Origin of the sequence: Oceanospirillum maris DSM 6286 (genome assembly GCF_000422865.1) — a bacterium.
Taxonomy (GTDB): domain Bacteria; phylum Pseudomonadota; class Gammaproteobacteria; order Pseudomonadales; family Halomonadaceae; genus Oceanospirillum; species Oceanospirillum maris.
Genome location: NZ_AUGW01000012.1, coordinates 14,552 through 29,223 on the forward strand (window position 1 = coordinate 14,552; position 14,672 = coordinate 29,223).

Below are 14,672 nucleotides of genomic sequence, written 5' to 3' on the forward strand. Positions count from 1 at the left end.
TTATGTCTGAAGAGACAGTCAATATCCGCGTCCCCGGTGTCGTCGATCTTACGCAATACCGCGTCGCAGTGGGCGACACTGTAGCGTTTATCGAAAAGATTAACGGTACACAGTCTGATCTGGAAAACTGGGCGCAACAGCTCACATGGTGCGCCACAGACCTGCAATCCGTAGCGGATCAAATCGGCACCCGTCACGCTGAAATTGTGCAGACGGGCACGCAGGTTGCTGAAGATAAAGCCGCTGTTCAGCAGTTGAAGTCTGATGTCATTGCCCAGAAAGAGCAGGCGGAAGCATCGGCGAGTACATCTACAGAGCAAGCAGGTATTTCTACGTCAGCAGCACAAACCGCCGCTGAGCAAGCGGGTATTTCTACGTCAGCCGCGCAAACTTCAACCGAGCAGTCAGGTATTGCAGGTGATCGAGCGTTGGCAGCGGATCAGTCTCGGCAACTGGCAGAGGCAGCCGCCGAAGAAGCTCAGTTGGCGGCGTCGCTCGCGTATGTCGTGCCCATCGGCATGATTATGATCTGGTCGGGTCAGGTCTCCACAATACCTGCTGGTTGGGCGTTGTGTGATGGGCAAGATGGCAGGGTTGATCTACGTGATCGGTTTGTTTTGGGCGCGGTTGATGATGATGGTGTTGGTGTTAAAGGTGGTAGCCGTGATGCTGTTGTCGTGGCTCATTCGCATACAGGTAGTGCGTCATCCGCTGGATCGCATACGCATACAGGTACGGTAAGCTCTAGTGGGTCTCATAGTCATGCAGGTACAGCGACTACGGCAGGTGAGCACAGTCATAGTACGGCGGCCTCGCCTTCGGATTACTGGAAAAACTCTACTGGCGGCGGCGGAGCAGCCAGTCCGTATTATGATGCTAATGCTGTAACAGGTTCGTCTGGCAGTCATTCTCATAGTGTAAGCATCGATGCGGCAGGAGCACATACACATACGGTCTCTGTTGGGTCGAGTGGTAGCCACAGTCACTCGGTAACTGTCAATGAAGCGGGCCAGAGTGCAGCCAATGCAAATTTGCCGCCCTATTACACACTCTGCTACGTGCAGAAAATCGCTTAAGGGGATTTTATGATTGTTTACTACTTTGATGAAGCGGGTCGGTACTCCGGCTATGGTGAAAGCGCGACATTACCGGCAGGTGCCACAGATAAAGGGCCAGCTAACGAAACCGATATTTTTGATGGAGAGACGTGGGTTAGTGATGGTTCGGCTATCCCGCAAAAACTCTCCCGTGCGCAGGCTCGTGGCGCACTGATCTTGGCAGGGCTGATTGATCAGGTTCAGCCCTCTATTGATGCGATCAGTGACCCACTGCAGCGGGCTTTAGCTCAAAACGACTGGGACAACCGGCTAGAGTTTGAGCGTGACCACCCGCAGCTGTTGGCAATGGCCGCTGCACTGGGTCTCACGGATGAAGGTCTGGATCAATTGTTTATCGAAGGAGCCAAGTTATGAAAGACAAGCGCCCCTACTTAGTTCGTGTTGGCGATCTGGCCAGTCAGGCGCTTAATACAATCCTACTTGGCGGAACCCCCGATGAATCCACATCAGGCCGCTCCTATCGAGAAGGGGTGCTGGGAGGTCACAAAGGCTGGTCGCAGATGCGTAAAATTGTGGATTGGCTGTTCAGCGTGTATGAAGAAGACCACTGCAAAAAAGCATATCACGCGGATCTTGAAAGGGCGCGGGCAAGGATTAGTCGCTCAGAGCTGGCAGAGTAGCAAAAGGAGTAGGCCATGAACCTTATCACCCGAGCGGCATTAGTCGCTTTTTTTGTGTCTGGGGATTGGCCTATTGGTGAGGTGTTGCGCTAAGTCTTAATATGCTAATGTTTTGCTCTTTTGGATGGTGCATCACCTTGCACTATTTAGGTATTAACAGTCGTTGATGGAGTAAAGAAATGAAGGGACTTCGTGTTCGGGATATTGTTAATTTTGATGGTAATGGCCACAAAGCCGGAATCATTATAGATGATGTATTGATAGGGCTGGATCAACACAAACTGGACTCAGTTGATGAGCTCGTTAGCCTAATGCAGAGGCTTAACGGTGCTGAATGTACGATTACCTTAGCCCGCAAAGGTGAGTTGAAGAAAGTGACTCTTCCGTCTGGATCTCTGGGCTTGTCGCTGTTACCGGTTGACGTTGAAAATACCTTCTTTGAAGTTGATCCAGATGCTGAAGAGTTTAAAGGCCGTTTTGACTTTGTTGATGATCAGTTCAACCAGTTGAAAAACCTAGAAAACATCGTGCTGACAACCACACCAGAAGTAGACGGCTACCGTGCTGTAAAAAACTTAGGCATTATCGGTGCAGAGTGTGCTTTTGGTATGAATATCTTCAAAGACTGGTTTGCTTCTGTAACGGATGTTACCGGTGGTCGTAGCGGCGCAATTCAAAGCACCTTGCGTGATGCCCGTACCGCCAGCCTGACCGATCTAAGGCGAGAGGCTTATCAGAAAGGAGCTAATGCTGTTATTGGTGTTAATCTTGATTACAGCGAGTTTTCCGGCGGCGGCAAGTCAATGTTGTTTGTTGCGGTAACAGGAACAGCTGTTGTTATTGAGCCGTTCCAAGAGTAAGCCGTAGAGGTATTAGTCATTCTGGGGAATGCCAGATTATAGTCTGGCATTTTCTCGCTAAAAGTCCTCGTAATAACTGATATTGTTACTGAAGCGTTATTATATCTCTGCGACCAACGGCTTTTTCAATCAGGCTGAAATAACGTGCTTCATCTTCTTTTGAATCGAGATTGAAGATCTCATCGCTATATTCTTCAGCTAAGTTAATTTGCGGTAAAGCAAGGCGTTCATTGTTAGCTGTTGCTGAGTAAACAAAATAACTAGCCATTGTATCGTCTAGGGCGCGTTTTCCTTCAGCAAATGTCATTAGTTTTAATGAGGTTTCTTTAAACTTTCCTTTAGTATCGGAAACGTTATAGTCAATGGCCTCAGTTAAATGATATATGCTGTTCTTTAAAAGGAAGTCAGCGGTCATTCCTGTTTGTTCATTTAGAACAAAGTTTGGAACAACCTTATGCTCACTAAGCTCACTTTTGTTTTCCGCTAAAATTTCAATAGCTCTAAATCGTTCTTTAATTTTTGTGGTGATTCTTGTTGGGTTTTTGCGTCCGCTTTCCTTGGCAGGATAAGGAAGGACTAGAGTTTTAAATAAACTTTCCACCTTGTCATTGTATTCACCTTTGTTGCTAAGGGTGAAGCTACCTAGGCTAGAAAAGCTGATGCCAGAATTGCCTTTCCCAAACATGCTGAGAATAAGGTTTGTATTTTCAATTTTCTGACTTAAATTCTCTAGAGACTCCCCAAATCGGATAATATCTGAAATGGATGAATCATTATCTAAGATTCTTAGCTTGGACGCAGATTTCAACAGCCGAATATCCAGCTTATCGTTAAGCACAATAATGCCAACATTGACTGTCTCTTGACGAATAGCACTAGGCGTATATCTAACAGTAACGTAGTCAAATTTCAGCATTTATACAGCCCCCTTCATCCGGTTAATTCGGTCGTGAAATTCTTGTCCACCCCACCAGTCTGTAATCATTTTCTTCTGAGTGTCGGTCATCCACGTATCGTGCATTTGTTCGAGAATAGATGATATGTCATCAACATGAATCTTCGATATTTCGTCTAAAATATTTATAGCTGCTAGGTGGTCAAATGTACCAAGGCTTCTTAACGCTTGATTGCAGGCGTGGGTATTTGAATCAGGGTGCAGGCAATGATTCCCGTGAGGGTCGTTTGCCATCCACGCACGGCTAAAATCGAAAGCCAATCCGATTTTGCTATTGTTAAAGCTCTCTCTGAAAATATAGTTCCCAAAGTGGCGGTCATCATTGTTAATAAAGAGATCCAGCCCATAAACTTTGCCGAAAAATTCTCGGGCCTCTGGGAACTCATCCCCAGAGATTATGGCCATAAGGCTAGCTTCAGATGCGAGGTGGTCTTCTACTCCCCCTTCCCAAACTGAGCCGAAAGCGATTTCGTTCTGATGTTCAACATGATCAAAGTCAGGGGTTGGAATGTTTAATAACCGACATAAGTGATAGCAAAACAGCTCGCTGGCGGGAATCATGCCATTGTTTTCGTAAATTGTTTTGATCGCGTAATGCTTGCTGTTAGCGCCTTTGCCAATAGTCTTTAAGTCAGCAGTTTCTTGGTTACTTGGATAAACTTCTATAATCTCAATGGGAAACAGCGTGACTTGGTAAGCGCCTGATGTTGTCTTAGACTTGGGTTGCACAGCCTTAGTGGCCGCTTTGTTTTTGTCAGCAGGCATAATCAGTCCCTTGAAATGTCTTTATTGTGTGGGTTCGCAATCTACCATAGCCTGCTGATTTTATGTATAGGTTGAAGGGCTAATAGTTGTAAATGTTATTGCAATATCCTACGGAATCCTCCAACATTATCCCCTGAGGCGTGAGAACCTCATCAAACAGCGGATAGACCCAGCCCCGAAAGTGTTGGTTTTTTTGTGCCTGAAATTTGGCACACTCCCCACCCGAATTGCGCCTATGGTGCGCCCTTTAGGTCGGGAGGGCGACGAATAAAATACCCGTAAGGGGAATAAGTCCGCGGCTCTGTTTGGCCGTTCTCAACCTCCCGACACCCATTCGGCAAATGGGCAATTTGAGAGAAACAAACAGGAGGCCATTATGGCTGCTCAAGTAATTCCTTTCGCGTTTGAGAACCGTGAAATCCGTACTCTTCTGATCGATGACCAACCTTGGTTTGTAGCCAGTGATATTGCAAAATCACTTGAATACAAAACAGCCAAGGATATGACTCGTAATCTTGATGCTGATGAACGGGGTAGGCACATTATGCCCACCCTATCGGGCAATCAAGAAATGACGATCATTAACGAATCCGGCATGTACTCTGCTATCCTTCGCAGCCGTAAGCCCGAAGCCAAGCGCTTCAAAAAGTGGGTCACGGCTGAAGTGCTGCCATCGATCCGTAAGCATGGCTTTTACGGTAACGCACCCAAACCCCAACAGGTGATCGGCTCTGAAGGCATGCGCTGCCTGTCCGCCCTGATCAAGGGTAAAACCTCACACCTGAAAGGCCGCGATCAACAATCCGCTTCAACCCGTCTCTGGAACCAACTGCACACCGCCTTTGATGTCTGCTCCGGTATGGATATTCCAGAAGACCAATTTAACGATGCCCGTACTTTTATCGCCAGCTACACCATCGAGGGCGAATACCTAGCGGCTGAAAAACAGCCTGAAAGCTTGCCGGTATTCAAAGCCAAACGCACCCCCTCTGGATTTGATAAGCGCCACGGCCTTTTGTCACCGGAGCAGATGTTTGATTGTGGTTGGCGGGTAGATCTGCTGTGGGCGGTTAAGTGGCTCAAAGAGCATGAAGGCCAAACCGTTAAGCTGGAGTCTGGTGTCACCGAACAGCTCGCACTGGAGCTGAACTCACTCCTGCACTGGTATGAAAGCTACCGGAATAAACTGACGGATATTCACCGCATGGCCAATATGGGGCCAGCGCGTTAGATTACGATTAAGCCCGCCGAAAAGCGGGTTTTGTTTTCAGAGTAAAGCGATTACTGTGCTTTTACAGCACCCTCATCACTCAACGCTTTTATAACGTGTATCGGGTCATTACGCAGGGCGCGCAGCAGAGACTTAGCTGGGCCGGTGGGTTCGCGACGACCTTGTTCCCAGTTGCGTAGTGTGCCAATCTGAACATCAATCAGGTTGGCAAAACGTGCCTGAGTTAATCCGGTTGCCTTGCGGATCTCTTTGACCTGAAGCGCATCAACAGTGAACTCACGGGACGGTGTACGTTCACCGCGCTGGATCTCATCCATCTGTTGAACGCTTTCCATCAGGTCGTCAAAAAAAGTGCTCATGGTTATCTCCACTGTTCAATCAGTTGTTTCAGGGCTTTGCGCTCACCGGAACTCAGATCATCTTTTTCATTTTTTGGGTAGATCAGTAAAAGCGCAATGTGAGACTTGGATACAAAGTGATAATAAATCACCCGAGAACCGCCACGTTTGCCTCGTCCACTGGATGCCACACGCACTTTACGCAAACCGCCAGTGCCTTCAATAACATCGCCTTGCTCAGGATGCTGAGCTAATTCACGCTGAAAATCAGCATAGCTATCATCATCCAGCAGGCCGCGTAGGCGTTTGGTAAACATCGGGGTTTCAATAAAAATCATAGTGTCATTATACGCCAATGGCGCATATAAAATACAACCCTATTGGGTTTTTTAAGCTTTTAGAATAAATGAATACTAAGGCTGGCCTCTGCAAATGTGAGGTAAAACAGGAGGGGAGTTTGGTGGGAATCTATTTGCAAAAAGGAGTCATAACTCCTTGATTTATATAGAGCACAAATCACTGTTTTTACATACAGCTTAAAGGAATAAAGTTGTTTAATTACAATAGGATACTTTGATAAAGGCGTATTCTTGACATGGTAGGGGTCGCTGGTTCGAGTCCAGTCATGTCTACCAGAATAAGTTAATAAAAACAGCCGCTTAGCAGAGATGTTAAGCGGCTTTTTTATTTTCTTGATTTTTTCGATTTTAAAAAGTAGCCACGGTAACATCTAAACCGCTTGGCGCTCTTTCTCTTTAAGCCAGTTATCCAGTGACTCTCTCAGAAAAACAGCACATCCGGTGCTGTAATATATTTTCTTCGGGAACGTGGGGTCTTTTTCGCAAATCGAATAAAGCTGCCTGCGGCTGACGTTTATATATTTAGCGGCTTCTTCGATGCGTAATGCGACGGGATATACAGCGTCTTGCATCTTATTTTGGTGGCGTTTTGGGCTGAGCGCAGAAATATTGCTTATAGCGAGAGTGGTATTAGGTTCGTTCATTATATTATCCTGATTTCTAATCTGCTGTATGTCTCTTGCCTTCAGGCCCACAACCTTGGCCGTTGCGCCATTCTCGTTCTTGCCGGGCAATGGCGTCGTCTTGGGCATCTTTTAATAATTGCTGTACGTCTGATCGATTAACGATCCCGCGCAGCTGCCTGAACTGCCGGTGAATCTCCGCCAGCGCGATGGCAGTTTCCCGGCAGTTTGCAAGAGGTTCACCTGAGTGATTGACCCAGCCGCTACCGAAACAAGTAGGACAGGGTTTGACTGGTCGGGCCGGATCTTTGGCTGTGCCGGTGCAGGCTGGACACTCCAGCTTGTGCAGCGGTTGGTACATCTGCTGTTGCCATTGATCTGCAAGCATGAGTTGCTTGTTAGCTGGGTCAGATGCTGGCGCGTATTCAACCAGCTTGATGTCTGATCCGGTGACGACAATGCCGGAGCGGATCAGATATACCTGCTCGCGGGTATCTTTGTTTGTGTATAGATTGGACATGGTTTTCTCTGAGCAATAAAAAACCGGCTCAGGGCCGGGTTTGGGGTGGGATATTACTCTTATGCTGTGTTTAAAATTTTAGTGCTGACTATCTTGAAGGTCTTATGATTGCGTTTAGTCTTCGTTTTTTGGCCATCTGATGTCGAAGCTAATATTCGCGTCTGGATCTCCAAAACGCTGTAACGCAAAGGGCTAAGCAAGCTTATACAAATCAAGCCTTGAATAGTCTTTACCAAGATTAGCGCCCGCTTCAATCAGGGAGTCTTCAATCGTCGCTGCCAAGCACAGTAGAAGGTCTTGTAGTGTTGATGGCACTGAGCTGTTGCTCCAGCTGGTGCTGTTCTGCAATCAGGTCGCTCTGCTGCCGGGCCAGCTGCTCCTGTTGGCGGATCAGGTGGCGTTGGCGTTCGCTGAGTTTGTCCAGTTCGTACCAGCGGTGCCGGGCGACGCGGCTGAACATATCAATATTGATCGCGGCTTTGCGTTTGTTTTCTTCCGTGGCGGCCAGTACCGGGGCGGTGTCTTGTGCGGGCAGGTATTCGCCTTCGATGGCTTTCTGCACAAAGGTCAGGCCTGTTGCACCTGGGCGGTGGTGGCGTCGCTGATGGATTCAACACCCAGATACCCGTGGACGATGGGCCAGACTCCGGCAAAGTCGGCCTGTTTGCCGTGTTCTGCCCGGGCGTTGGCCAGTGAGCGCACAGCGATGTTCAGGGCTTTACGGTCGGCAACGTCTGAGGGCTGGCTGCGCGGGTTTACCGCTTCGCCTTGTGTCCAGTATTGGAACAGTGCCTGATAGCATTCGCGCTGGTATTCGATGACGCGGGCTTTTACGTCCGGGTCTTTGATGAGGTTGGTGTCGATACCGACCGATTAGCCGTCATCATGCACGCCTTTAAAGACGTTCGGGCAGATTACTTCGACCAAATGCTAGGCGAAAGCAAAATCCCCGATCGCAAACGAGGAGGCCGCAAGAAATGGACGAAAAAATCCGGCGCACGGGTAGAAGCCTTAGACTGTGAAAACTACGCCCTGCACGCCGCACGAGTCGAACGGATACACCTATGGGGGCCAGATGCTTGGGAAGCCTACCAAGCCAGACTGATGCAGACCGACCTACTCAGTAGCGACGAACAGCCCGTCATCACCGAGATCCACACAGACCGCACCGTGGATGCAGACGATCTGGAATTGCCACAGGCCGAACCGGAACCGAATCAAGCCGATAGACAACAACCGGCACCCGCTAAGCCTTTACAACCAACACCGGAACAGCCACAGCCCAAACCAAGAGCGCTAAAACCCCGCAGCCTGAAACCCAGAACCCGCAGTCAAACAGAGCCGACACAGGCGCAACCGAAACAAGAAACAGAACACAGCAAACCCAAAACCCTAGCGGATATCGCCCGAATGATGCGGGATGACTAACCAGAACGGAGGCCCGCATGGCCACAACGCAACAACTGCAGGAAGCCAAAGCCGCCCTGCACAACCTGATGACCGGCAAAGCCGTCGTCAGCCTGCAACGGGATGGCAGAAAAGTAGAATACACCCCAGCCAACAAAGCCCAACTGCAGAACTACATCAACCAGTTAGAAAGCGAACTCAACGCCCGGTCAGTAAGACGGGCGTTTCGGTTTTATTAGCAGGCTGTCTAAACTGTAAAAGAAATTGAAAATGCGCGATCAGATCAGGTATGTTGAAGTATACAGCATGACTGGATCAGGGCTTAATGCTATCCTATACGGATAGCATCTCTTCGTTTTATGAGAAGGGGTGCATAGCTTAAATTTAGGTAGGTGGCACATCATGAAAAAATATCTGAAATTCCAGACAACGGCAGTGCTCAGAGCTGCTCAAGGTGTGTTGGACTCTCATCCGTCATCAGCTCCAAAATCGTCTTACAGTTTTAGCAACCATGCGTTGCAACTATCTGGTGATGATTTAAAAGTTGCTTGGAAAGATGCATCAATTGCAACAAAACAGCATGCCAGAGGCTAAAAGCAATTGACTCAGTATAACTATATTTATGACAAGCTTGTCGATTCGGAGGATGACATTCATGGCATCATTTCCTACTCGGTCTATAAGCGTCAAAAAATACAGTTTATAAAAGATTTTGAAAGCAAGCATGGCCGCATGCCAAATGATGATGAGCTGCAGCCATTTACTGATTTATCGACCTCTGACGCGCAGCTGGAATTTTACAAAAGTGAAGCCACTGTATTGACACAGAGATTTTTGTCTAACGTACTTGATGAAGATCTTAGGGAGCGAGATGAGCATTTTTCAGCTTTACTGCATTCAAAGCTTAGCAGCCACCTTGACTCGATAAAGCCCCGTCATTTTCTGGATATTGTCAAAGGTGCTGCAGGTTCGCTCTTATTTGTGATGCTGACAGGGGTTCTCTACTTTGCTGTATGGTCCTTGTCAGCTTCTCCGAAAGGTGTGATTGAGCAAATTTTTGAAGTTAAAATTATCTCTGCAGATGATTCTTCAGGCAAATAGCTGGCATTTTTTCAGTTTTCGACAAAACCCGCTCCGGCGGGTTTTTTTTATGACTATAGAAAACCCAACAGGACTCAACCATGCCCAACCAAAGCCCAGAAGCCCCAGCCATTCTTGATCTGGCCGGTAACCCTCTGCGTCAATCCATGAGTTATCAGGGGGCGGGTAATGGCTTTGGTGGTCAGTTGCGAGACTGGCATCCCGGTCTTAAAACCGCTGACGCAGCGCTATTGCCCAACCTGAACTTAGGTAACGCCCGTGCAGAAGATGTAGTGCGTAACAACGCCTTTGCCAGTAACGGCGTACAGCTACACGTTGATAATATCGTGGGAGACCTGTTCCGCCTGTGCTACAAACCCGATCACAAAGCACTGGGTATCTCACAGGAAGATGCCGCCGCCTTCGCCCGAGACGTGGAAGCCGCTTGGCATGAAATTGCAGAAGACCCCACAGGCTGCTATCTGGATGCAGAGCGCAAACGCACCTTCACCATGATGATCCGCGAAGGCATCGCCCAACATACCCGACTGGGTGAAGATATGTTTGCCGCAGAGTGGATCGACCGCAGCGGCTCCCTAATCAGCACCGCTATCAAGTCGATCACACCCAAACGGGTCTGTAACCCCAGCGGTATGCTCAACACCAGCCGCCTTAAAGCAGGCGTTGCAATAAACCGACACGGGGCCGCCGTGGGTTATCACGTTCGCAGCGGGTCAGACACCTACGGCCTAGGCAACGGCCTTGGAAACAGTTGGCAATACGTTAGCCGAGAAACCCGCCACCGGCGACCCAAGTTCGTGCATATCTTTGAACCCACCGAAGACGGCCAAACACGGGGCGCAAACCAGTTCCTCACCGTACTGGAACAGATGCAGATGCTGCCCAAAATGCAGCACACCAAACTGCAGAACGCCATCGTCAGCGCCATGTTCGCCGCCACCGTAGAAAGCGACCTACCCTCTGATGTGCTGGGCGAAGTCCTAATGGGCGACGGCGATCAGGGCATGAGCAAAGTCATGAACTACATGCAGCAGGTGAACGGCTACCACAAAGAAAACGGCATCAAAATGAATGGCGTACGGGTACCGCATCTGGTGGCCGGTGAACGCTTTAACCTGCAAACCGCCGCCAATGCCGATAACGGCTACACAGAATTAGAAGGCAGCGTACTGCGCTGGCTGGCCGCAGGGCTAAACCTGCCCTATGAGACACTGGCCAAAGACTTTAAACAGATCAGCTACAGCGCCGCCCGTGCCAGCCTAGGGGAGAACTGGCGTTACTTTATGGGCCGCCGCAAGATCATTGCCGCCCGTAAAGCCACCGTCATCTTCCGCTTAGTGCTGGAAGAACTGCTGTTCAGGGGCTTAGTCACCTTGCCCAAAGGCGCAACCCGAGACTTCTACCAAGCCACCAACGCCTGGACCCGCTGCCGTTGGATCGGCTCAGGCCGGTTAGCCATTGATGGTCTTAAAGAGACCAAAGAAGCCATCCTGCGGATTGAAGCAGGCCTCAGCACCTATGAGGATGAACTGGCCCTGATGGGCAAGGATTATCAGGAAGTGTTCGACCAACAAGCGCGGGAGATCGCAGAGCGGGAAGCCAGAGGGCTACCGACAGATCTACCCACACTGAATGCCATGAAAGTGATGGGGCAGGGGGAGGAGGTAAACTAATCTGAAACCCTTGATGCTTTTGCCAGCAAATTGCCTGCTTGAATCTTTTAAATCTCTTACAACTGAATTTTGGTTGCTGGATTTATGCAACTATTATATAGTTGCAATTGGTTTGATGATTACATGAATGAGCAATGGAGAAATTTCGTGGCAGGAATGATGAAGCATAAAGGGTATTTGGGGTCCGTAGAGTTTGATCTCAACCAACAACTTCTACATGGCAAGATTGAGGCAGTGAACGACCTGGTCACTTATGAGGCCAAAGATATTGCGGGATTGAAAGCTGCATTCGAAGAAGCCGTAGATGATTATCTTGCAACCTGTGAAGAACAGGGCAAAGCCCCAGATAAGTCAATGAATGGCAGCTTTAATATCCGTATAGGTGAAGAGTTGCACAAGAAGGCGTGTCTGAGGTCTTTAGAAAAGGGTTGCTCGATCAATGATGTGATTAAACAGTCGGTAGCTTATTACTTGGGAGATAACGTCAAGTCAGAGCAGCTGAAGATTAGTGACGATTATTTGCTAAATATGGCCACTATCAACACGGTTGAGACTGGCTCAGATGCCATGCGGATCAGTATGACTGGTGGATACGAGTTTATTTGGGTCTACATTGGTACAGGGGTTTCTGACGGTCAGCATATTTATGTTGAAGTTAATGAGTTTCATCGAATTAAGCGTCAGATTGGTGAATACCTAGATCGGAAAGGACGTTAGGGAGTCTCTGAAAAAGTCCCAAATTGAGGGATAATATCCACTTCAACAGCGCGGGGCTAAATCATGGATCAAATGTCATTTTCAGAAGCTGAGTTTCAGCATAAAAAGCGTAAGACACGTCGGGAGAAATTCCTCGAACGTATGGACGCTTTGATTCCATGGTCAAAACTGGAGGCGTGCATCACTCCCTCTTACCCCAAAGGTAAGGGTGGCAGACCTTCTTATCCCATGTCCGCTATGTTGCGGGTTCACTGCATGCAGCTTTTCTACAATCTGAGCGATCCGGCCATGGAAGATGCCCTTTATGAAATTGAATCCATGCGCCGCTTTGCCGGATTACGGCTTTCTGGCCCATTACCGGATGAAACAACGATTCTGAACTTCCGCTGCCTATTAGAAAATAATGACCTCTGCGAAGTCATTTTCCAGACGATTAATCAGCACTTAGCGGAACAAGGATTCTTTCTGAAAGAAGGCACGATTGTTGATGCCTCTATTATTGAGGCCCTCTCTTCGACCAAGAATAAAACAGGGAAACGAGACCCTGAGATGCACCAAACCAAGAAGGGCAATCAGTGGTATTTTGGCATGAAAATGCACATTGGGGTTGATGATGTATCAGGTGCCATCCATAGTCTGGAAACGACAGCGGCGAATGTCCACGACATCACCCAGACGGATAAGCTACGGCCAACCATGATGAAACAACGAATGAGTTGGCTGATAAAACCTATGATCGCTCTCACGTAATGACGTTGCCAAAGCAAGACCACAGGTTCGAGATTAAGGATTGCCAGCCTGTGAGCTATTCTTTTCGGTCGCTGTAAGAGGCTTTCGGTAAGGCGTGTAAGGATCACTCAGGGCCTGTTCAAAACCTGCTTGAAGAGCTAACAGCAGATGGTTTCACAGCTCAACTTGAGAGTGATTTTGGTCTTGGCTGGGGTAACCGTTTTGAAAAACAGGCGTTACGTTTTATCTCGGTGATGTTGGCTATAGGGGCCTCTAAAGGCGAAGCGCTGGACCATCTGCTTATGAGCAGGGTAATGCGCCAGGGAAAGGTAACTGGACGTTTTGATGTCAGCGCAGATGCTATCCGTAACTTGATGGGCGCACTTGAGACATTCTGGGACAAGTCGAGCCTTGAAGGCTTGCCCGAGAAGTCGCTGGAGCTGATGGAGAAAGACATCAAGCGCAAAGAGGTTGGCTTTTGATGTGGATAGATCGACTGACCGGTGAGCAGATAAATCGATTACCAGACGTTATTGAGCCTGGGCGATATCTGGACACAGAGCCTTCCTCCGGCCGACAAATCCTGGACTCAGGGGACAGTGGCCTTTTGGTTAGCGATGGCACGGAGTCCGTTGTCATTCGCGGTCAACGCCATATATTCGCTTCTGCCCCAAAGTCTCTGGATCAAAAGGTGGATTTGTTTGAGCGAATACTTGAGACAATTGATTCCGTCCCCGAGGACGATGGTGATTTGGTTTCACCACTTATGCCTGAGGGGGTGGTTAATGATAACAGTCATTTAAACGCTTTCGAGCTTAAATTGCTGGAGGCTCTGGATGCTGGACACCTCCATCAAATATCCGTGAGGCCAAGGCTTGATCTGCACTATGAAGACGAAGTGACTGATGTTGCTAGGGCTAAAAAGTTGGCGAAAGGTGCCTTGGTTCATCTCGCCTCACACTCTGAATGCTGGCAGCGTCAGACCTTGTCAGGAGTGATTCCCAAGCGAGTCAAAGCGCGCTTCAGTGAAGATGACTTCAACATTTATGAAAACCGAGTTTACGCCCGGTTACTGGATAAGATTGAGCTGTATTTGATTTGGCGAGTCGGTACGCTTCTACAGCTGCAGTCGGCAGTTACTGAGGCTTTGGAGTTTTACGGTGCTAAGGACTTGCATCATCGCCTCACGGAGGAAATCTGCAAGCTCTGGGGGAAAGCGTTTACACAGGACTCCACCAGCAAAGCTTCTGAGCAGCTGGCGGCAACACTCGAGCATCTTGAAAAAGCACTGGGAACAATTCGGGGGCTAAAGCAAAGCGGGCTTTATCTTTTAGTAAGCCGCTCTGCACAGATAGGTAATGGCCTCCATCTCACAAATATTCTTAGTCACGATCAGCACTACCGTCACTTGGCGGTTCTATGGAATGAATTGAAGAGCATCGTGGGAGGCAAGCAAGCAACACCTGAGGAACGGAAGGAGAAAAATGTGATACTAAACCATGCTTATTCACGATATGCAGGTTTAGTTCTTCGTCATGCGCTGCTTCCTTACCTTGGAAACAAACTGTCTTCCAAGTGGGCTCGATTGGCAGTTAGTTTTATCAGCATCCGATGCAGGTAGCGTTGAACGAGTTCTACTTGAGGTGATTCCATGGA

The 14,672-nt window shown here is 48.5% G+C and carries 20 protein-coding genes and 1 pseudogene; 14 read left to right on the forward strand and 7 right to left on the reverse strand.

Annotated features, from left to right (window positions below):
- The first annotated feature begins 2 nt into the window (after nt 1-2).
- The 4 genes from G517_RS0104815 (at nt 3) to G517_RS20430 (ending at nt 2,598) form a co-directional block, all read left to right on the forward strand.
- A complete protein-coding gene (locus G517_RS0104815; RefSeq protein ID WP_028303474.1) occupies nt 3-1,076 on the forward strand; it encodes a hypothetical protein in 1,074 nt (357 codons plus the stop codon).
- A gap of 9 nt (nt 1,077-1,085) precedes the next feature.
- Nucleotides 1,086-1,472 carry a hypothetical protein gene (locus G517_RS0104820; RefSeq protein WP_028303475.1) on the forward strand — a complete coding sequence of 129 codons (387 nt, stop codon included), beginning with the start codon at nt 1,086-1,088 and terminating at the stop codon, nt 1,470-1,472.
- Entirely contained in the window at nt 1,469-1,738 is a 270-nt protein-coding gene (locus G517_RS0104825; protein ID WP_036590443.1) for a hypothetical protein, read from the forward strand. Before G517_RS0104820 ends, G517_RS0104825 begins: the two co-directional genes overlap by 4 nt.
- 179 nt (nt 1,739-1,917) lie before the next feature.
- Nucleotides 1,918-2,598, forward strand: coding sequence for a YbjQ family protein (locus G517_RS20430; RefSeq protein ID WP_211224242.1), 681 nt, complete (start codon nt 1,918-1,920; stop codon nt 2,596-2,598).
- Between the two features lie 85 nt (nt 2,599-2,683).
- Here G517_RS20430 and G517_RS0104835 read toward each other — a convergent pair whose 3' ends face one another.
- Nucleotides 2,684-3,514, reverse strand: coding sequence for a DUF3037 domain-containing protein (locus G517_RS0104835; RefSeq protein WP_028303478.1), 831 nt, complete (start codon nt 3,512-3,514; stop codon nt 2,684-2,686).
- Entirely contained in the window at nt 3,515-4,318 is an 804-nt protein-coding gene (locus G517_RS0104840; protein WP_028303479.1) for a protein kinase family protein, read from the reverse strand.
- Between the two features lie 376 nt (nt 4,319-4,694).
- On the opposite strand from G517_RS0104840, the gene G517_RS19955 reads away from it, so the two are divergent.
- Nucleotides 4,695-5,549 carry a BRO-N domain-containing protein gene (locus G517_RS19955; protein WP_051206075.1) on the forward strand — a complete coding sequence of 285 codons (855 nt, stop codon included), beginning with the start codon at nt 4,695-4,697 and terminating at the stop codon, nt 5,547-5,549.
- Nucleotides 5,550-5,599: 50 nt separating this feature from the next.
- Here the strand turns inward: G517_RS19955 and G517_RS0104850 are convergent, their stop codons facing one another.
- From G517_RS0104850 to G517_RS0104875, 5 genes are all read right to left on the reverse strand, one after another.
- Nucleotides 5,600-5,908, reverse strand: a complete 309-nt coding sequence (locus G517_RS0104850; RefSeq protein ID WP_028303480.1) for a helix-turn-helix domain-containing protein — start codon at nt 5,906-5,908, stop codon at nt 5,600-5,602.
- A 2-nt stretch (nt 5,909-5,910) separates the two neighbouring features.
- Nucleotides 5,911-6,204 (reverse strand): type II toxin-antitoxin system RelE/ParE family toxin, encoded by a 294-nt coding sequence (locus G517_RS0104855; protein ID WP_211224243.1) that lies wholly within the window; start codon nt 6,202-6,204, stop codon nt 5,911-5,913.
- A gap of 413 nt (nt 6,205-6,617) precedes the next feature.
- A complete protein-coding gene (locus tag G517_RS0104865; protein WP_211224244.1) occupies nt 6,618-6,890 on the reverse strand; it encodes a helix-turn-helix transcriptional regulator in 273 nt (90 codons plus the stop codon).
- A gap of 16 nt (nt 6,891-6,906) precedes the next feature.
- Nucleotides 6,907-7,389 carry a hypothetical protein gene (locus G517_RS19960; protein WP_051206077.1) on the reverse strand — a complete coding sequence of 161 codons (483 nt, stop codon included), beginning with the start codon at nt 7,387-7,389 and terminating at the stop codon, nt 6,907-6,909.
- A 265-nt stretch (nt 7,390-7,654) separates the two neighbouring features.
- Entirely contained in the window at nt 7,655-7,951 is a 297-nt protein-coding gene (locus tag G517_RS0104875) for a hypothetical protein (protein ID WP_028303484.1), read from the reverse strand.
- Between the two features lie 206 nt (nt 7,952-8,157).
- Between G517_RS0104875 and G517_RS0104880 the strand changes: the two genes are divergently transcribed.
- From G517_RS0104880 to G517_RS20870, 9 genes and pseudogenes are all read left to right on the forward strand, one after another.
- A complete protein-coding gene (locus G517_RS0104880) occupies nt 8,158-8,817 on the forward strand; it encodes a terminase gpA endonuclease subunit (protein WP_157833149.1) in 660 nt (219 codons plus the stop codon).
- Between the two features lie 17 nt (nt 8,818-8,834).
- On the forward strand, nt 8,835-9,035 hold the full coding sequence (gpW, locus tag G517_RS0104885) for a gpW family head-tail joining protein (protein WP_028303486.1): 201 nt from the start codon (nt 8,835-8,837) through the stop codon (nt 9,033-9,035).
- A gap of 163 nt (nt 9,036-9,198) precedes the next feature.
- Entirely contained in the window at nt 9,199-9,390 is a 192-nt protein-coding gene (locus G517_RS0104890) for a hypothetical protein (protein ID WP_028303487.1), read from the forward strand.
- A 6-nt stretch (nt 9,391-9,396) separates the two neighbouring features.
- Nucleotides 9,397-9,897 (forward strand): hypothetical protein, encoded by a 501-nt coding sequence (locus tag G517_RS0104895; protein ID WP_028303488.1) that lies wholly within the window; start codon nt 9,397-9,399, stop codon nt 9,895-9,897.
- An 80-nt stretch (nt 9,898-9,977) separates the two neighbouring features.
- Nucleotides 9,978-11,570 carry a phage portal protein gene (locus G517_RS0104900; RefSeq protein ID WP_036590444.1) on the forward strand — a complete coding sequence of 531 codons (1,593 nt, stop codon included), beginning with the start codon at nt 9,978-9,980 and terminating at the stop codon, nt 11,568-11,570.
- A gap of 156 nt (nt 11,571-11,726) precedes the next feature.
- A complete protein-coding gene (locus G517_RS19965) occupies nt 11,727-12,287 on the forward strand; it encodes a type II toxin-antitoxin system HicB family antitoxin (RefSeq protein ID WP_084632080.1) in 561 nt (186 codons plus the stop codon).
- 63 nt (nt 12,288-12,350) lie between these two features.
- Nucleotides 12,351-12,974 (forward strand): annotated as a pseudogene (locus G517_RS17795) (IS5 family transposase); the annotation flags it as partial.
- 344 nt (nt 12,975-13,318) lie between these two features.
- Nucleotides 13,319-13,498, forward strand: a complete 180-nt coding sequence (locus G517_RS0104915) for a hypothetical protein (protein ID WP_157833150.1) — start codon at nt 13,319-13,321, stop codon at nt 13,496-13,498.
- Nucleotides 13,498-14,637, forward strand: coding sequence for a hypothetical protein (locus G517_RS20870; RefSeq protein WP_211224246.1), 1,140 nt, complete (start codon nt 13,498-13,500; stop codon nt 14,635-14,637). The genes G517_RS0104915 and G517_RS20870 overlap by 1 nt, the downstream gene beginning before the upstream one ends.
- Nucleotides 14,638-14,672 lie beyond the last annotated feature (35 nt).